This window comes from Pseudomonas fulva (genome assembly GCF_023517795.1).
Lineage (GTDB): Bacteria > Pseudomonadota > Gammaproteobacteria > Pseudomonadales > Pseudomonadaceae > Aquipseudomonas > Aquipseudomonas fulva_D.
Genome location: NZ_CP082928.1, coordinates 2914737 through 2932597 on the forward strand (window position 1 = coordinate 2914737; position 17861 = coordinate 2932597).

Annotated in this window: 16 protein-coding genes; 3 read left to right on the forward strand and 13 right to left on the reverse strand. The window is 63.6% G+C overall.

Features of this window, described 5'->3' with window-relative positions; translation table 11 throughout:
- Positions 1-76: 76 nt before the first annotated feature.
- Entirely contained in the window at positions 77-292 is a 216-nt protein-coding gene (rpsU, locus tag K8U54_RS13225; protein WP_003290642.1) for a 30S ribosomal protein S21, read from the reverse strand.
- A 203-nt stretch (positions 293-495) separates the two neighbouring features.
- Between rpsU and tsaD the strand changes: the two genes are divergently transcribed.
- Entirely contained in the window at positions 496-1521 is a 1026-nt protein-coding gene (tsaD, locus tag K8U54_RS13230) for a tRNA (adenosine(37)-N6)-threonylcarbamoyltransferase complex transferase subunit TsaD (RefSeq protein WP_249906298.1), read from the forward strand.
- A gap of 217 nt (positions 1522-1738) precedes the next feature.
- On the opposite strand, the gene plsY is transcribed toward tsaD, so the two are convergent.
- A complete protein-coding gene (plsY, locus tag K8U54_RS13235; RefSeq protein WP_249906299.1) occupies positions 1739-2308 on the reverse strand; it encodes a glycerol-3-phosphate 1-O-acyltransferase PlsY in 570 nt (189 codons plus the stop codon).
- 74 nt (positions 2309-2382) lie between these two features.
- Here plsY and folB point away from each other — a divergent pair, with 74 nt between their 5' ends.
- Both folB and folK read left to right on the forward strand, forming a co-directional pair.
- Positions 2383-2739 carry a dihydroneopterin aldolase gene (gene folB, locus K8U54_RS13240; protein ID WP_249906300.1) on the forward strand — a complete coding sequence of 119 codons (357 nt, stop codon included), beginning with the start codon at positions 2383-2385 and terminating at the stop codon, positions 2737-2739.
- Complete coding sequence (folK, locus tag K8U54_RS13245) at positions 2730-3257, forward strand: 2-amino-4-hydroxy-6-hydroxymethyldihydropteridine diphosphokinase (protein ID WP_249906301.1); 528 nt, start codon at positions 2730-2732, stop codon at positions 3255-3257. Before folB ends, folK begins: the two co-directional genes overlap by 10 nt.
- Here the strand turns inward: folK and K8U54_RS13250 are convergent.
- The 11 genes from K8U54_RS13250 to K8U54_RS13300 form a co-directional block, all read right to left on the reverse strand.
- The gene (locus tag K8U54_RS13250) at positions 3254-4489 is read right to left on the reverse strand and encodes a multifunctional CCA addition/repair protein (protein ID WP_249906302.1); all 1236 of its coding nucleotides are present in this window, start codon (positions 4487-4489) and stop codon (positions 3254-3256) included. The genes folK and K8U54_RS13250 overlap by 4 nt on opposite strands.
- A gap of 70 nt (positions 4490-4559) precedes the next feature.
- The gene (locus K8U54_RS13255) at positions 4560-6122 is read right to left on the reverse strand and encodes a SpoVR family protein (protein ID WP_249906303.1); all 1563 of its coding nucleotides are present in this window, start codon (positions 6120-6122) and stop codon (positions 4560-4562) included.
- Positions 6119-7390, reverse strand: coding sequence for a YeaH/YhbH family protein (locus K8U54_RS13260; RefSeq protein WP_070886121.1), 1272 nt, complete (start codon positions 7388-7390; stop codon positions 6119-6121). The genes K8U54_RS13255 and K8U54_RS13260 overlap by 4 nt, the downstream gene beginning before the upstream one ends.
- A 99-nt stretch (positions 7391-7489) precedes the next feature.
- Positions 7490-9412: a PrkA family serine protein kinase gene (locus K8U54_RS13265; RefSeq protein ID WP_070886122.1), complete on the reverse strand. Its 1923-nt coding sequence runs from the start codon at positions 9410-9412 to the stop codon at positions 7490-7492.
- Positions 9413-9866: 454 nt separating this feature from the next.
- A complete protein-coding gene (gene glpE / locus K8U54_RS13270; RefSeq protein WP_249906304.1) occupies positions 9867-10196 on the reverse strand; it encodes a thiosulfate sulfurtransferase GlpE in 330 nt (109 codons plus the stop codon).
- Positions 10193-11017, reverse strand: a complete 825-nt coding sequence (locus tag K8U54_RS13275; protein ID WP_249906305.1) for a symmetrical bis(5'-nucleosyl)-tetraphosphatase — start codon at positions 11015-11017, stop codon at positions 10193-10195. Before K8U54_RS13275 ends, glpE begins: the two co-directional genes overlap by 4 nt.
- Positions 11018-11284: 267 nt before the next feature.
- Positions 11285-11665 carry a Co2+/Mg2+ efflux protein ApaG gene (gene apaG / locus K8U54_RS13280; RefSeq protein ID WP_249906306.1) on the reverse strand — a complete coding sequence of 127 codons (381 nt, stop codon included), beginning with the start codon at positions 11663-11665 and terminating at the stop codon, positions 11285-11287.
- Positions 11666-11679: 14 nt separating this feature from the next.
- Complete coding sequence (rsmA, locus tag K8U54_RS13285; protein WP_249906307.1) at positions 11680-12492, reverse strand: 16S rRNA (adenine(1518)-N(6)/adenine(1519)-N(6))-dimethyltransferase RsmA; 813 nt, start codon at positions 12490-12492, stop codon at positions 11680-11682.
- A 126-nt stretch (positions 12493-12618) separates the two neighbouring features.
- Positions 12619-13617 (reverse strand): 4-hydroxythreonine-4-phosphate dehydrogenase PdxA, encoded by a 999-nt coding sequence (pdxA, locus tag K8U54_RS13290; RefSeq protein ID WP_249906308.1) that lies wholly within the window; start codon positions 13615-13617, stop codon positions 12619-12621.
- A gap of 94 nt (positions 13618-13711) precedes the next feature.
- Complete coding sequence (locus K8U54_RS13295) at positions 13712-15013, reverse strand: peptidylprolyl isomerase (protein WP_249906309.1); 1302 nt, start codon at positions 15011-15013, stop codon at positions 13712-13714.
- Complete coding sequence (locus tag K8U54_RS13300) at positions 14988-17765, reverse strand: LPS-assembly protein LptD (RefSeq protein WP_249906310.1); 2778 nt, start codon at positions 17763-17765, stop codon at positions 14988-14990. The genes K8U54_RS13295 and K8U54_RS13300 overlap by 26 nt, the downstream gene beginning before the upstream one ends.
- Between the last annotated feature and the right edge of the window lie 96 nt (positions 17766-17861).

Here is a 17861-nt window from a genome sequence, read left to right on the forward strand (position 1 = left end):
TTCGCCAGCAGGCGATGCGGAGTTCTTGGCGATGATGCCCGGGCGAGCCGGGCATTCGGGCTTTGCGTGTACGCTATTAGTACAGGCGAACGCTGCGGCGCTGTTCGCGCTGCACTTTCTTGGCGTGACGCTTAACAGCGGCAGCGGCTTTACGCTTACGCTCGGCGGTCGGCTTTTCGTAGAATTCGCGGCTACGAACTTCGGCCAGAACACCGGCTTTTTCGCAGGAGCGCTTGAAACGACGCAGAGCTACGTCGAAGGGTTCGTTCTCTTTAACTTTGACGGCTGGCATCCAGGGCTACCTTCTTTATTACCGGAGGTTTGTGTCTTCCTGGCAACGGCACGGAAAGATCACAGGTTTTTAAGGGTTGCGGATGTTACCGCCTCGTCAAGCGGAATGCAAAGCCTCTGATCGAAAAGCACTGGTCTGGGCCGCCGAGCGGCGATTATCATGCCGGCCTTTTACGCTGGGCAAGCGGCAGAGAAGGCGAAACCATGCTGGTTCTGGGATTGGAAACTTCGTGCGACGAGACCGGTGTCGCGCTCTATGACAGCGAGCGCGGCCTGCTGGCCGACGCGCTGTTCAGTCAGATCGACTTGCACCGCGCCTACGGTGGCGTGGTGCCGGAGCTGGCCTCGCGTGACCACGTCAAGCGCATGCTGCCGCTGATCCGCCAGGTGCTGGACGAGGGCGGTTGCGTGGCCACAGACATCGACGCCATCGCCTACACCGCCGGCCCCGGCCTGGTCGGTGCGCTGCTGGTGGGCGCGTCCTGCGCCCAGGCCCTGGCCTTCGCCTGGGACATTCCCGCCATTGGCGTGCATCACATGGAAGGCCACCTGCTGGCGCCCATGCTCGAACCCACGCCGCCAGCCTTCCCGTTCGTCGCCCTTCTGGTGTCGGGTGGCCATACCCAGCTGGTGCGGGTCGACGGCATCGGCCAGTACCAGTTGCTCGGTGAGTCGCTGGACGATGCGGCCGGCGAGGCCTTCGACAAGACCGCCAAGCTGATGGGCCTGCGCTACCCCGGTGGCCCGGAAATCGCCCGCCTTGCCGAGCGCGGCACGCCCGGACGCTTCGTGTTTCCGCGACCGATGACCGATCGTCCGGGCCTGGATTTCAGCTTCAGCGGCCTGAAGACCTTTACCCTCAATACCTGGCAGCAGTGCCAGGACAGCGGTGACGACAGCGAGCAGGCCCGCTGTGACGTGGCCCTGGCCTTCCAGCAGGCGGTGGTCGAGACGCTGACCATCAAGTGCCGCCGCGCGCTCAAGCAGACCGGCCTGAACAACCTGGTGATCGCTGGCGGGGTGAGTGCCAACCGGGCGCTGCGCACGTCGCTCGAAGACATGACGGCAGCGCTCAAGGGCAACGTGTTTTACGCACGTCCGGCATTCTGTACCGACAACGGTGCGATGATCGCCTACGCCGGTTGCCAGCGTCTGCTGGCCGGGCAGCATGAAGACCTGGCAATCACCGTGCAGGCCCGCTGGCCGATGGAGCAGTTGCCGGCGTTGTAAGGTGCGGGCGCGTTGGTGATGTGCGGAAGAGAGGGCGGCTAGAAAGCAGAAACAGTCGGTAAGCATGTAGGAGGGGCTTTAGCCCCGAGTTTTATTAGGGCGTAAAGAGCTCGAGGCTAAAGCCTCTCCTACAAAGCTCTGCTCACCGGCCGCTTCCGCCACCATGTCGCGGCTATTTATCGAGAGGTAAGCCTGCGCAGCCATGAGCAGGCCCTGATCAGAAATGCCGTTCGCGGCCCGCCCACAGATCACGTAGATTGCGCCGGTGCCGCCAGACGATCAGTCCGCTGAGCACGCACATCGGCAGCAGTGCCGCCGGGCGTTGCCAGGCCAGCAGCGGTAAGGTCATCGGTGCGGCGGTCAGCGCCGCCAGGGAGCTGGTGCGGGTCAGGCTGAAGGTCAGCAGCCAGGTGCACAGCGCCAGCAGCGCCGCCGGCGGGTAAAGCCCCAGCAGCATGCCGGCTGCCGTGGCGACGCCCTTGCCACCGCGGAAGCGAAAGTAGATCGGGTAGAGGTGGCCGATCACCGCCGCCAGACCCAGCCAGGCCTGCTGTTGCAGGGTGTAGTCGAGGTGGGCGGCGATCAGTACCGGCAGCAAACCTTTGAACAGATCGCCGATCAGCGTGAGAATGGCCAGGCGTTTGCCCGCCACCCTGAGCATATTGGTGGCGCCGGGGTTGCCCGAGCCGCTGGCGCGCGGGTCTGCCAGGCCGGTCATGCGGCTGAGCAGGATAGCGAAGGACAGCGAGCCGAGCAGGTAGGCGAGGATCGCCAGCAGCCAAAACATGGTATCCATTCCGCGCCGGGGGATGGCCGATTCTAACGAGGTACGGCGAGCTTGTCGTGCCGTGGAGAGCATGCTTGGACACAGTGTTTATCGCAGGGCTGGAAGTCGACACCGTCATTGGTGCCTACGACTGGGAGCGCACCATTCGCCAATGCCTGCAGCTGGATCTGTGGCTGGGCTGGGACAACCGGCCCGCCGCCCAGGACGATGACCTGAGCAAGGCCCTGGACTACGCCACGCTGTCGACGCGCATCCAGGCCTTCGCCAGCGAATCGCAGTTCATCCTGGTGGAAACCTTCGCCGAGCGCCTGGTGGCGCTGCTGATGGGCGAATTCAACATCCCCTGGGTGCGCTTGCGCGTGACCAAGCCCGGCGCCGTGCCGGCGGCCCGTGGCGGTGTCGGTGTGGAGATCGAGCGCGGATGTCGCTAACGCCAATCCTGCTGGGCCTGGGCAGCAATATCGAGCGTGAGGCGCACCTGTGCGCGGGCCTCGATGCCCTGGCCGAAATCGTCACCGACATGCGCTGCTCGCCGGTCTTCGAAAGCCTGGCGGTGGGTATCAAGAGCGGGCCGTTCTTCAATCTGGTGATCGCCGGGCGCACGGCCCTGCCCCTGACCGAACTGGACCGGCGACTGAAATTCATCGAGGCCGACAATGGCCGCTACGCACCGGATCGCAAGGGCCTGCCGCTGGATATCGACGTGCTGACCTATGGCAGGCTGGTCGGCAATTTCGATGGCCTGGTGCTGCCGCGGGCAGAAATCCTCAAGAACGCCTTCGTACTCAGGCCACTGGCGCTGCTGGTGCCGGAGGTCGAGCATCCCGAAGTCGGACGCAGTTTCGCGCAGCTGTGGACCGATGCGCGGATCGAGCAGCAGTTGTGGCCGGTGTCTTTCCAGTGGCGTGGGGTGGAACTGACGCCCCCTGAGCTCTTGCCCTCACCCTAGCCGGCTTTTTCGCGAGCCTGCTTGAAGCCCTTCAATACCGTCAGGCGCTCACGATTGAGCGCCTCGCCCAGCTCGGCGCCCTTGTAGCCGCGTTCCAGCAGCGGCTGCACGGCCACCTTGCGTACCGCCGCCATGGCATTCAGCAGATAGGCCGCTTGAGGGTACTCACGATCCTCCAGGCCATGACGACCACGGGCATCCATTTCACACGCCGCGACAAAGGCCTCGAAGCGTTGCGGGCGACGGAACACGTCGAAGCGTTGCATCAGTTCCAGCAGCGTCGAGGCGCGCAGCTCCAGGGCGCGGTGGGCGTGGGTATGAAATTCGCCCACCAGCTCGGCCAGCTCCTGACACTCTTTGGGCACCTTGCAACGGCTGTTGATGGCCTGAATCAGCGGGATGCCCCGATGTTCGTGGGCGATGTGTCGCGGCCAGTCCGTAGGGTCGGTTCTGCCCTTGCCCACATCATGCAGCAGGCAGGCCCAGCGCACGGGCAGTGGCTGCTCGTGCCTGGCGCACTGGCGCAGTACGGCCAGCACATGCTCACCGGTATCGATTTCCGGGTGATGGGCAGCGGGCTGCGGCACGCCGAACAGCCTGTCGACCTCCGGCAGCATGGCCGCCAGGGCGCCGCAGTCACGCAGTACTTGGATGAAAACGTCCGGGCGTGGCTCCATCAATGCCCGGGAGATTTCCTTCCAGCTGCGTTCCGGGGTCAGCGCATCCAGCTCCCCGGATTCGGCCAGTTGGCGCATCAGTTCGAGGGTTTCCGGCGCTACGCTAAAGCCCAGCGGTGCGTAGCGCGCCGCGAAGCGCGCCACGCGCAGCACACGAAGGGGGTCTTCGGCGAAGGCCGGCGAGACATGGCGCAGTTGCCTGGCTTCCAGATCACGCTGGCCGCCATAGGGGTCGATCAGCTTGCCGTGTTGATCTTCGGCAATGGCGTTGATGGTCAGGTCGCGGCGTATCAGGTCCTCTTCCAGCGTCACCTCGGGGCTGGCGTGAAAGGTGAAGCCGCCATAGCCGCGACCGCTCTTGCGTTCGGTGCGGGCCAGGGCGTACTCCTCGCCCGATTGCGGGTGCAGGAACACCGGGAAATCCGCGCCCACCGGGCGATAACCCAATTCCAGCATGGTTTCGGCGGTGGCACCGACCACCACCCAGTCGACCTCGGTCACCGGGCGGCCGAGCAGGCGGTCGCGCACGGCGCCGCCGACTTTGTAGATCTGCATAAGAGTCTCCGTCATGCGCAGAGGATACCCGCTGCATCGGAGCCTGTCGTTGCGCGGTGCCTCTGGGCAGCTAGAGCGGAGGCATATGCAGATCCAGGCGCGGATGATCGCCGTCCGGCGCGCCATCGCTCCTGGGCGGTACGTGCTGGGTATTGACGATGCGCTCGCCCTGCAGCGTCTGCAGGTGGATGTCGAACCCCCACAGGCGATGCAGGTGCTTGAGCACTTCTTCGGTAGAGCTGCCCAGCGGCTTGCGGTCGTGCTGGAAGTGGCGCAGGGTCAGGGAGCGGTCGCCGCGGCGGTCGATGCTCCAGATCTGCACGTTGGGCTCGCGATTGCCGAGGTTGTATTGGGCGGCCAGGGTTTCGCGGATGGTGCGATAGCCCGGTTCGTCATGGATGGCCGGTACGCTGAGTTCGTCTTTCTGGTCGTCGTCGAGAATGCTGAACAGCTTGAGGTCGCGGATCACCTTGGGCGACAGGTACTGCAGGATGAAGCTCTCGTCCTTGAAGCTGGTCATGGCGAATTTCAGGGTACTCAGCCAGTCGCTGCCGGCGATGTCGGGGAACCAGCGGCGATCCTCCTCGGTGGGCGCCTCGCAGATCCGGCGAATGTCGCGGTACATGGCAAAACCCAGGGCGTAGGGGTTGATGCCGCTGTAGTAGGGGCTGTCGAACGACGGCTGGAACACCACGCTGGTGTGCGACTGCAGAAACTCCATCATGAAGCCGTCGGTGACCAGGCCTTCGTCGTAAAGGTCGTTCATCAGGGTGTAGTGCCAGAAGGTCGCCCAGCCTTCGTTCATCACCTGGGTCTGGCGCTGCGGGTAGAAGTACTGGGCGATCTTGCGCACGATGCGGATCACCTCGCGCTGCCAGGGCTCGAGCAGCGGCGCATGTTTTTCCAGGAAATACAGAATGTTTTCCTGGGGCTCGGCCGGAAAGCGCTGATGATCGCTTTCATCGGCCTTGCTGGCGCTCTTGGGAATGGTGCGCCACAGGTCGTTGATCTGCCGCTGCAGGTGCTCCTCGCGATCCTTCTGGCGACGGCGCTCTTCCTCGGCGGAAATGGGGTAGGGGCGCTTGTAGCGGTCCACCCCGTAGTTCATCAGCGCATGGCAGGAGTCGATCAGGTCCTCGACGGCATCGATACCGTGGCGCTCTTCGCACTGGGTGATGTACTGCTTGGCGAACACCAGGTAGTCGATGATCGAACTGGCGTCGGTCCAGGTGCGGAACAGGTAGTTGCCCTTGAAGAAGCTGTTGTGTCCGTAGCAGGCGTGGGCGATCACCAGGGCCTGCATGGTGATGGTGTTCTCTTCCATCAGGTAGGCGATGCACGGGTCGGAGTTGATCACGATCTCGTACGCCAGGCCCATCTGCCCGCGGCTGTAGGATTTCTCGGTACTGAGGAACTGCTTGCCGTAGGACCAGTGGTGGTAACCCAGGGGCATGCCGACCGAGGCGTAGGCATCCATCATCTGCTCGGCGGTGATCACCTCGATCTGGTTGGGGTAGGTGTCGAGCGCATAGCGCTCGGCCAACCGGCTGATTTCCCGGTCGTAGTCGCGAATCAGCTCGAAGGTCCATTCCGAGCCCGTGGACAGGGGCTGGCGTTTCTTGCTGCTGCTCATGGGGTGAGCCTCCGCTGGAACAGTTCGCGGAATACCGGGTAGATGTCACCCGCCGACACCAGTTGCTGCTGGGCGAAGGTCTCGCCGAAGGCTTCCGCCACGCGCTCGTACTCGAACCATAGCGCCTGATGCTCGCGCGGGGTGATCTCCACGTAGGTGAAGTACTGCACGAAGGGCATGATCTGCTTGATCAGGATATCCCGGCACAACGGCGAGTCGTCGTTCCAGTTGTCGCCGTCCGAAGCCTGGGCGCCGTAGATGTTCCATTCGTTGGCCGGGTAACGCTCGGCCATGATCTCCTGCATCATCTTCAGCGCACTGGAGACGATGGTGCCACCGGTCTCCCGGGAATAGAAGAACTCTTCCTCGTCCACTTCCTTGGCGCTGGTGTGGTGGCGGATGAACACCACGTCGATCTTGTCGTAGTTACGCTTGAGAAACAGGTACAGGAGGATGAAGAAGCGCTTGGCGACGTCCTTGGTGGCCTGGGTCATCGAGCCGGAGACGTCCATCAGGCAGAACATCACCGCCTTGGAGCTGGGGTTGGGGTGCTTGACCAGCAGGTTGTACTTGAGGTCGAAGGTGTCGAGAAACGGGATGCGGTGAATGCGCGCGCTGAGGCGTTCGATCTCGGCCTCGAGCAGCTGGATGTCGCTGAAGTTGTCCGGTTCCTCGCGGCGCAGGCGCTCCAGCTCGGCCTTCACCTCGCGCAGCTTGGCCCGGCTGCTGCCGGATAGCGCGATGCGCCGGGCATGAGCCGAGCGCAGGGTGCGCACGATATTGATGCGTGACGGGTTGCCTTCGCTGCTGATGCCCGCGCGCACGGTCTTGAAGGTCTCGGCGCCGGTCAGGTGGCGCTTGACCAGGTTGGGCAGCTCCAGGTCCTCGAACATGAAGTCGAGGAATTCCTCCTGGGTGATCTGGAACACAAACTCGTCCATGCCCTCGCCGGAATTGCTGGCCTTGCCCGCGCCCTGACCACCTCCGCCACCTTGCGGGCGGGGGATCCGTTCACCGGCAACGAACTCCTTGTTGCCCGGGTGCACGACGGTCTGCCTGCCGCCGCGGCCGTGGTGCAGCACCGGCTCGTCGATATCCCGGCCGGGAATGCTGATCTGCTCGCCGTGCTCCATGTCGGTGATCGAGCGGCGGCTGACCGCGTCCTCCACCGCCTTCTTGATGTGGTCGCGGTAACGACGAATGAACCGCTGGCGGTTCACCGTGCTCTTGTTCTTGCCATTGAGGCGACGGTCGATCACGTAACTCATAAGCCCCTCCCGGGGCAGCTGCAAGCCGCAAGCTACAAGTCACAAGTGAAAAGCCAGGCGCTTTCGCTTGCAGCTTGAGGCTTGCAGCTTGCGGCTGCTTTATTGCGATTTACGTACGCGCAGATACCATTCCGACAGCAGGCGCACCTGCTTCTCGGTATAGCCGCGCTCGACCATGCGTTTGACGAAGTCGTTGTGCTTCTGCTGATCCTCCTTGCTGGCCTTGGCGTTGAAGCTGATGACTGGCAGCAGGTCCTCGGTGTTGGAGAACATCTTCTTCTCGATCACCACCCGCAGCTTCTCGTAGCTGAGCCAGGTCGGGTTCTTGCCGTTGTTGTTGGCCCGGGCGCGCAGCACAAAGTTGACGATCTCGTTGCGGAAATCCTTCGGGTTGCTGATGCCGGCCGGCTTCTCGATCTTCTCCAGTTCCTCGTTGAGGGCCACGCGGTTGAGAATTTCGCCGGTTTCCGGGTCGCGATATTCCTGATCCTGAATCCAGAAATCGGCGTACAGCACGTAGCGGTCGAAGATGTTCTGGCCGTATTCGCTGTAGGACTCCAGATAGGCGGTCTGGATTTCCTTGCCGATGAACTCGATATAGCGCGGCGCCAGGTATTCCTTGATGAAACGCAGGTAGCGTTCGCGGGTTTCGCCGGGGAACTGTTCCTGTTCGATCTGCTGTTCCAGTACGTAAAGCAGGTGCACCGGGTTGGCCGCCACCTCGTGCGGGTCGAAGTTGAACACCTTGGAAAGGATCTTGAAGGCGAAGCGGGTCGACAGGCCGTTCATGCCTTCGTCGACGCCGGCGGCATCGCGGTACTCCTGGATCGACTTGGCCTTGGGATCGGTATCCTTGAGGTTTTCGCCGTCGTAGACGCGCATCTTCGAGTAGATGTTGGAGTTTTCCGGCTCCTTGAGGCGCGACAGGGTGGAAAATTGCGCGAGCATCTTCAGGGTGTCGGGCGCGCAATGGGCGTTGGCCAGGGAGCTGCTGACCAGCAGCTTGTCGTAGATCTTGATCTCGTCGCTGACGCGCAGGCAGTACGGCACCTTGACGATGTAGATGCGGTCGATGAACGCCTCGTTGTTCTTGTTGTTGCGGAAGGTGTGCCACTCCGACTCGTTGGAGTGGGCCAACAGGATGCCGTTATAGGGGATCGCGCCCAGGCCCTCGGTGCTGTTGTAGTTGCCTTCCTGGGTGGCGGTGAGCAGCGGGTGCAGCACCTTGATCGGTGCCTTGAACATCTCGACAAACTCCATCAGGCCCTGGTTGGCCCGGCACAGCGCGCCCGAGTAGCTGTAGGCGTCGGCATCGTTCTGCGGGAATTCCTCGAGCTTGCGGATATCCACCTTGCCGACCAGGGCGGAGATGTCCTGGTTGTTCTCGTCCCCCGGCTCGGTCTTGGCGATGGCGATCTGGTTGAGGATCGAGGGGTAGAGCTTGACCACCCGGAACTGGCTGATATCACCACCGAATTCGGCCAGGCGCTTGCTGGCCCAGGGCGACATGATACTGCCCAGGTAACGCCGGGAAATGCCGTAGTCCTCCTCGAGAATCGCCGCATCCTCGGCGGCGTTGAACAGCCCCAGGGGCGACTCGAACACCGGCGAACCCTTGATGGCGTAGAAGGGCACCTTCTCCATCAACTGCTTGAGCTTTTCCGCCAGCGAGGACTTGCCGCCGCCGACCGGTCCCAGCAGATAGAGGATCTGCTTCTTCTCCTCCAGGCCCTGGGCGGCGTGGCGGAAGTAGGAGACGATCTGCTCGATGCATTCCTCCATGCCGTGGAAATCGGCGAAGGCGGGATAACGGCGGATCACCTTGTTGGAGAAGATGCGCGACAGCCGAGGGTTGTGGGAGGTATCGAGCAACTCCGGTTCGCCGATGGCCATCAGCAGGCGCTCGGACGCGCTGGCATAGGCGCTGCGATCCTGCTTGCACAGTTCGAGGTACTCCTGCAGCGAGTACTCCTCCTGGCGCGTCGCCTCGAATCGTTGTTGGAAGTGACTGAAAATGCTCATGACTTCACCTCGCTCGATGCTGGGAGCCGGCCGGGATCGGTCGAGCGGGTGCATGCAGACCCGGCGCTTGCGCGACCGAGGTGAATCCCCCGAACACCTCCTTTGGTCAGTCAGAACCCCATGGTCAGCTATCCGTCGCATGGCAGGTTGAGGACAGCCGCCTTGCGTCTCTCGCGCAAGGCGTATCGGCTGCCTTCTCCCGCCTGACCCTGTGTCGCGTGGCCCTGGCTGGCTGCTGAAGGTGAGTACCGATGGCCCGTTCGGCCGGTTGGCCGGCTACCTGAATTGGGATGGCCTACGACAAGGATAGTTGGTAATCGGCAAGGTCAAGGCGCAATTGCCGTGGCAGGCGTCATGGCGACGCCGCGCAGGCCGCCAAATCCAGTGTTGGCGGGGGGGCTGGCGCAGGGAAAATATTTGTGACCGTCCTCTCGGCGTAGCGGCAAGAGGGTCTTCAGTCCGCCTGGCTGGATTCGGTGTCCTGTGGGTAGGTGCTGCGCCACAGCTCGAAGCCACCGTCGAGGCTGTACACCTCGGAGAAGCCCTGGCCGACCAGATAAGCGGCGGCGCTCTGGCTGGAGTTGCCGTGATAGCAGGTGACGATCAGCGGCGCGTCGAGGTCGGCCTTGGCGATGAAGTCGGCCAACGAATAGTTGTCCAGGTGCTCGGCGGCACGGATGTGCCCGGCGGCGAAACTCTGCGGATCGCGGATATCGACGACCACGGCGCCTTTCTCGCGCAGGGCCTGGGCCTGTTCGGGGGCGATGCGTTTGAACTCGCTCATGCTGTTTCCTCGCTACAGTCGCAGCGATGGTACTCGCCGCTATCGATGTTCATCAGGGTCATGGTGCCGCCCCACACGCAGCCCGAATCCAGGGCGAACACGCCGGGCTCGTCGCAGTGCCCTTCCAGGGCCGCCCAGTGGCCGAAGATGATCTTCTGGGCACGGGTCTTGCGCTGCGGATGGCTGAACCAGGGGAGGTAACCGGCCGGTGCGGTGTCCAGGCCTTCCTTGCTTTTCAGGTCCAGGGTGCCATCGGCCTTGCAGAAGCGCATGCGGGTGAAATAGTTGGTGATCACCCGCAGCCGGGCGATGCCGTGCAACTCCTTGTCCCAGCGTGCCGGCTCGTTGCCGTACATGCCGTCCAGGAACATCGGGTACAGGGCATCGTCGCGTAGCGCGTTCTCGACTTCGGCGGCGCGGCGCAGCGCCTTGGCGATATTCCACTGCGGCGGTATGCCGGCGTGCACCAGGGCGGTGTCGCGCTGCTCGTCGTAATGCAGCAGCTTCTGCTGGCGCAGCCAATCCAGCAGCTCGTCGCGATCCGGCGCCTCGAGGATCTCGCGCAGGGTGTCGCCGCGCTTGAGGCGTTCGATGTTGCGCGAGGCGGCGAGCAGGTGCAGGTCGTGATTGCCCAGTACGCAGACCAGCGCGTTGCGCATGCCATGGAGAAAGCGCAGGGTCTCCAAGGATGCCGGACCGCGGTTGACCAGGTCACCCACCAGCCACAGGCGGTCATGGGTCGGGTCGAAGGCCACGCGTTCGAGCAGGCACTGCAGGGGTTTCAGGCAGCCCTGCAGATCGCCGACGGCATAGGTCGCCATTAGGGTCTACCCCCGTTTCGTCGTGAGCAGTGTTGCTGCGAAAAATTGCACCAGGTAAGGCGTGAGGCGCAGGTAATGGTCGCTCCCTTGCCAAGCCTCGCAACGCGGCATGGTGCAATTTTTCGCGCAACCCGAAGGGCCGGGCCATTTTTTGCGCGATGCTGCGTTATTCGTCGTTCATTTGGAATAACCAAACTTCTCTCCTCATGCCTTGCCTCGCGCAAAAAATGGCTCCGGCGCGGCCACGAACGAAACGGGGGTAGACCCTTAGTGCAGCGCCCCAGGGACGGCGAGGCGGAAGGGCGCGATGGGGGCATCGAAGCGCTGGCCATCGTCGGCCAGCATCTGATAGCTGCCCTGCATGGTGCCGACCTGGGTGGCCAGCAGCGTGCCGCTGCTGTAGCGATGGCTTTCGCCGGGGGCGATCAGCGGCTGTTCACCGACTACGCCCGCGCCGCGTACTTCCTGTACCTGGCCGTTGCCGTCGGTGATCACCCAGTGGCGCGCCAGCAACTGGGCTGGCAGCTCACCGGCGTTGTGAATGGTCACGTCGTAGGCAAAGGCGAAACGGCTCTGCTCGGGCTGCGACTGCTCCGGCAGGTAGCGGGTGACGATGGTGACGTCGATCTGGTAACGAGAGTCGGACATGGGCGCTCGATCAATCAGGTGGGCGAAGGCGCGGGTTGCTGGGCCAGCTGGTCGGCCAGGCGCACGAAGGCGGCCAGGTCCAGCTGCTCCGGGCGCAGGCTGCCATCGACGCCGGCCGCCTCGATCTCGCTGGCCGGCAGCAGCGCCTTGAGGGTGTTGCGCAGCGTCTTGCGGCGCTGGTTGAAGGCTTCGCGCACCACCCGCTCGAGCAGGCGGTGATCCTTGGCCGGGTGCGGCAGCACCTGATGGGGCACCAGGCGCACGATGGCCGAGTCGACCTTGGGGGGTGGGTTGAACGCGCCGGGGCCGACGTTGAACAGGTGCTCCACCTGGCAGTGGTACTGCACCATGATCGACAGCCGCCCCCAGTCGCCGCCACCCGGGCCGGCAGCCAGGCGCTCGACCACTTCCTTCTGCAGCATGAAGTGCATGTCGCGGATCAGGTGGGCGTTGTCCAGCAGGTGGAAAATCAGCGGCGTGGAAATGTTGTAGGGCAGGTTGCCGACCACCCGCAGACTGTTGGGCGCTGCCTGCAGGGTCGAAAAATCGAATTTGAGGGCATCGCCCTGGTTCAGGCGAAAGCGCGGCTGGTCGGCGAACTTGGCCTGCAGGATCGGGATCAGGTCCAGATCCAGCTCGATCACGTCGAGCTGTGCGCCGCTGTTGAGCAGGCCCTCGGTGAGTGCGCCCTGGCCCGGGCCGATCTCCAGCAGGTGCTCGCCTTCGCGGGCATGGATGGCGCGCAGGATACGGTGAATCACCCCGGCGTCATGAAGGAAGTTCTGGCCGAAGCGCTTGCGCGCGCGGTGTTGGTAAGGCTCGGACATCTGAAAAGCAGCTCCAGGCTTCAAGCTGCAAGCATCAAGCAAGCGCGTAAAGCGGTCAGGCGAAAACGCGCAGTTTAGCAGGGAACGCCTGTCGAGCGGCGCCGCTCGCCACTCCAGGCAAGTCGCTCACGGGAGCAGGCGGCTGTGCGCCATCTCGTAGGCGGTTTCCAGGGCGACCTGCAGGCTGCCGCACTCAATGCGCCCGGTGCCGGCAAGATCCAGCGCGGTGCCGTGGTCCACCGAAGTACGGATGATCGGCAGGCCCAGGGTCACGTTCACCGCGGCCCCAAAGCCCTTGTACTTGAGCACCGGCAGGCCCTGGTCGTGATACATGGCAAGCACCGCGTCGCAATGCTCCAGGTGCTTGGGCGTGAACAGCGTGTCGGCCGGCAGCGGGCCGACCAGATCCATGCCTTCGGCACGCAATTGCTCGAGTGCAGGCTCGATGATCTCGATCTCCTCGCGCCCCAGGTGGCCGCCTTCGCCGGCATGGGGGTTGAGGCCGCAGACCAGTATGCGCGGTGCTGCAATGCCGAACTTGTCGCGCAGGTCAGCGTGGAGGATGCGCGTTACCCGCTGCAGGCGCTCGGCGGTGATGGCGCTGGCCACGTCCTTGAGTGGCAGGTGGGTAGTGACCAGGGCAACCCGCAGGCCGCGGGTTGCCAGCATCATCACCACCTGGGGGGTACCGGTCAGGTCGGCGAGAAATTCGGTATGGCCGGAGAATGCCATTCCCGCCTCGTTGATGATGCCCTTGTGCACCGGGGCGGTGACCAGGCCGGCGAAGCTGCCGTCCAGACAGCCCTGGGCCGCTCGGGTCAGGGTTTGCAGAACGTAGGCGGCATTGGCTTTGTTGAGCTCGCCGGCGACCACCGGCTCGCCCAGCGGTGTATCCCAGATGTACAGGCTGCCTGCTGGGGCAGGCTGGGTCGGCCAGGCATCAGGCGTGGCGTCGATCAGGTCGATCTGCAGCCCCAGCTCCGCCGTGCGCGCCTGCATCAGTGCCCGGCTGGCGACGCAGATCAGCGCATGGGTCTGCCGCTGGCGGGCAAGCAACAGGCACAGGTCCGGGCCGATACCGGCGGGTTCTCCAGGGGTGAGGGCGAAGCGCAGACTGTCGGGCATGATCCGGTCTCGTGGTGGAGAGAGCGCGATTCTAGCCCAGGCCTGCATGAAAAAGCCCGGCGCTTGGCCGGGCTTTCATGAGCGTCAGGCTGGGTTACAGCTTGATCTCCACATAGGCTTCGTCGCGAATCTGACGCAGCCAGGTTTGCAGCTCTTCTTCGTACTTGCGGTTGCGCAGCAAATTCAGCGCCTGTTGCTCGCGCACCTGCTCGCTGCTGTCAGTGGCGCGACGGCCCATGACCTGCAGCACGTGCCAGCCGAACTGGCTCTTGAAGGGCTTGGAAACCTCACCGCTGGCGGTGTTGTTCATCACCTCGCGGAACTCCGGTACCAGAGCATTCGGGTCGATCCAGCTGAGGCTGCCGCCGTTGAGGGCCGAGCCCGGGTCTTCGGAGAAATTCTTCGCCAGCTCGGCGAAGTCTTCCCCGGACTCGATGCGTTGATACAGGCGCTCGGCCAGTACCTTGGCCTCGGCGTCGGTGCGGATTTCGCTCGGCTTGATCAGGATGTGGCGTACGTTCACTTCCTCGCGCACCGCCGCGGCCTCACCGCCACGCTTTTCCAGCACCTTGAGGAGGATGAAACCACCTGGGGTGCGGATCGGCTCGGTGACATCGCCAACGTTCATGGCGCTGATCATGGCGTCGAATGGCGGCGGCAACTGCGCGGCCTTGCGCCAGCCCATGTCGCCACCGTCCAGCGCCGTTTCACTGGCCGAGTTGGCGATCGCCAGTTGGCCGAAATCGGCGCCCTGGCGCGCTTGCTGGTAAATGTCCTGGGCCCGGCGCTCGGCAGCTTGCAGCGCATCGGGGGAGGCATCTTCCTGAACGGGGATGACGATGTTGGCCAGGTGGAACTCTTCGGACAGCTGCATCTTGCCCAGGTCGGAGGCGAGGAAGTTCTTCACTTCCTGCTCGGTGACCTGAATGCGCTCGGCCACCCGGCGCTGGCGCACACGGCTGATGATCATCTCGCGGGACACCTGGTCGCGGGCGTCGTTGAACGACAGGCCGTCCCTGGCCAGGGCGTCGCGGAACTGCTCGAGGGTCATGCCGTTGCGCTGGGCAATGGTGGCCATGGCCTGGTTGAGTTCTTCGTCGCCGATGCGAATGCCGGAGCGCTCGCCCATCTGCAGCTGGATGTTTTCCAGGATCAGGCGATCCAGCACCTGCTGGGTCAGCACGTTGGCCGGCGGCACCTCGGCGCCGCGCTTGGCGATGGTCTGTTGCACCTCGCGCACCCGGGCGTCGAGCTGGGTCTGCATGATCACGTCGTTATCGACGATCGCCACCACGCGGTTGAGAGGCTGTACATCGGCGTGCGCCGCGGTACCCAGAAACAGTGCGCCCAGCAGCAGCGGGCGCACGCACTCAGCGAGCTTGCTCTTCACGTTCACGGTAACCTTGAATGCCTTGGTCGAGGAATGTCTCAACGTTGTTGCCAGTCACGCCACCCAGGCCTTTGAGGACGATCTGCAGGAAGATGCCGCTGTCTGGTTCGTCGTTGCGCGAGGGGTTGAGGCTGACCTCGTCGTAGTCGATCCAGTAGCGGTTGATGACGCGCAGCTTCCAGCAGCAACTGTCGTACTCGAAGCCGCCAAAGGCTTCCAGGGTGCGGTTGCGACCGTAGTCGTACTGCCAGCGCGAGATCAGGCTCCACTGCGGGCCGATTGGCCAGATGACCGAGAAGTCATGCTGGCTGATCTTGTAGTAGTCCTTGATGAAGGTGCTTGTGCCCTCTTCACCGTAGTCGCTACCGAAGCCCCAGCGCCCGGTGCTCTGGTCGTAGTTGAGGGTGTCGTTGCGATAGCGATAGCCGGCATTGACGATCTTGCGCGGGTTGTCCGCTGGCTGATAATGGAACATGGCGCTGCCCGAACGCGTACGGTGGCTGTCCGGATCCCAGTTGAAATCCGAAGTGAAGCGCCAGTCCTGGTTGTAGCGGTACATGTACTCCAGGGCATAAGGCGATACCGACGATTGCGCCTCATCGCGGGTGCGGTAGTCGATACCCGGCATCTGCACCTTGCGGTCTTCGAAATAGAAGGCCTGGCCGATGCTGAAGCGCTGACGCTCGAAGCCGTTGGCCTCGATCCAGCGGCTGGTCACGCCGAGGGATATCTTGTTTTCGTCGCCGATACGATCCTTGCCGCTGAAGCGATTCTCACGCCACAGCGAGGCGTAGCTGAAGGTGCTCTCGCTGCTATCGAACACCGGGATATCGGTCTGGTCTTCTTCCGGTACATAGAGATAGAACAGACGCGGTTCGAGGGTCTGACGAGCTTCGCGGCCGAACAGCGAAGTCTGGCGATCGAAATACAGGCCGCTGTCGACGCTGAACAGGCCGACGCCACGGTTCTGGCTGCTACTGAATTCTTCACCAGCGACAGCGCCTCTGGCGATATCGTCTCTACCGCGCTGATCGATATCCAGGTCGTAGTTGGTCTGCAGGTACTTGATCTGCGGTTTGACGTAGCCCCAACTCCAGTCAAGCGGCAGGCTTACGCCTGGCTCCACATGCATGCGGGTGCCGTTGGCGCGGGCCAGGCCCAGGATATTCACGTCGTTCCACGGGCCTTCGACGTTGCCATTCTGATCGATGTAGTTGCCGTTGCGCAGGTCACGCTCGAAACGTACCAGCTCGGTGCCGTAGGTGAAATTCAGACCGCCCGGCTCGAACGGCAGTTGGCCGTCCAGGGTGATCTGCGGCAGGCGATCGTAAGGCGTCACGTCGGTAATGGTGGCCAGCTCGTAGGCGTGGGCATTGAGTCGCGCCGTATAGCTGTCACCGCGCCAGGTCAGCGTGCCACGCTGATCGACATAGCTGGAGGTTTCGATGCCCAGATCGGTCTTCAGATCCTGGAAGTAGTAGGGGTCGCTGATATCGGTGTAGTCGACCTCGGCCAGCAGGCGGTCGTTGAGGCCCTGCTTGTGCTGCCAGCTGTACATCCAGCGCTGGTCCTTGTAGCCGGACTGCAGCTTGCGCTCGTCCTCCTGGTCGTCCAGGTAGGCAGCGCCGAGCTGGCCTTCGCTGTTGCGGGTCAGGTAGCGGTACTCGCCTTCGAGCAGCAGGCCGCGCTTGGCCATGTAGGTCGGGTACAGGGTGGCGTCGAAGTTCGGCGCCAGGTTGAAGTAGTACGGAGTTTGCAGGGTCAGGCCGTTGCTGCCGGAGCTGCCGAAGCTCGGCGGCAGGAAGCCGGACTGGCGACGGTCGTCGATCGGGAAGTAGATGTACGGCGTGTAGAACACCGGGAAATCCTTGACCCGCAGCGTGACGTTGGTCGCGGTGCCGAAGCCGGTAGCCGGGTTCAGGGTGATGTTGTTACCGGTCAGGTGCCAGGCGTTGCTGCCCGGTTCGCAACTGGTATAGGTACCGTCCTTGAGGCGGATGATCGCGGTCTCTTCACGCTTGGCGTAGGCTGCGCTGCCGCGCGCGTGGGCGGCGTGCATCACGAACTCGGCGTTGTCGATGCGCGCTTCGCCGTTGTCCAGTTGCAGCTCGCCACGGTCGCCCACCACCAGGGCGCCCTTGTCGCGCAGGCGGACGTTGCCGACCAGCTCGCCACGGTTTTCGGCCTGGTGCAGGTTGGCCTCGTCGGCCTCGACCTGCATGCCGGCCTGGCGTACGACCACGTCACCGGCGAGGGTCGCGACCTGCTCTTCCTGCTGGTAGCGCGACGCCTTGGCCGATACGAACATCGGCGCTTCGCTCATCGGCGTGGTGTCGTTCATGCCCGGGCGGCTAGGCTCGATGTAGGCGCCGGAGCAAGCCGGGCCGATCTCTGCCAACTGCGCGCTGGTGAGCTTCTCGCGCGGCACCCAGTCCAGGTGGCTGTAGTCGGCGCTGCGCGAGGCCAGGGCACGGCCACCGGCTTCGGTCACTTGCGTCGGCGCAGCCTTGGTATCAGGCTGGGCGGCAGCCGTCGCGCCGGTACCCGCGCTGACCGAGTTGGCACTGTGGGTCGGCCGGCTCGGCAGGTTGGCGTTGCTGGATTTCGGTGCACAGGCCCAACCGCCGGTCGGCGATGCCTGGCAGTCGAATTGTTCGGCAGCGGTGGCGAATGGGCTGGCGAAGGGCTGCAGGGCCAACAGGCCACCCGTTACCAGAAGCGGGAATTTCTTGCGAAAAGCGGGGTATTTTACTGCCATCTTGTTTTCCGGGCTTCCTGTGCGCTTTTGGCCCAGGGGCCGCACGCCTCTCGATGGGCTGAAAAAGATGCTGGATAATAAAGCATGACCCGCGCA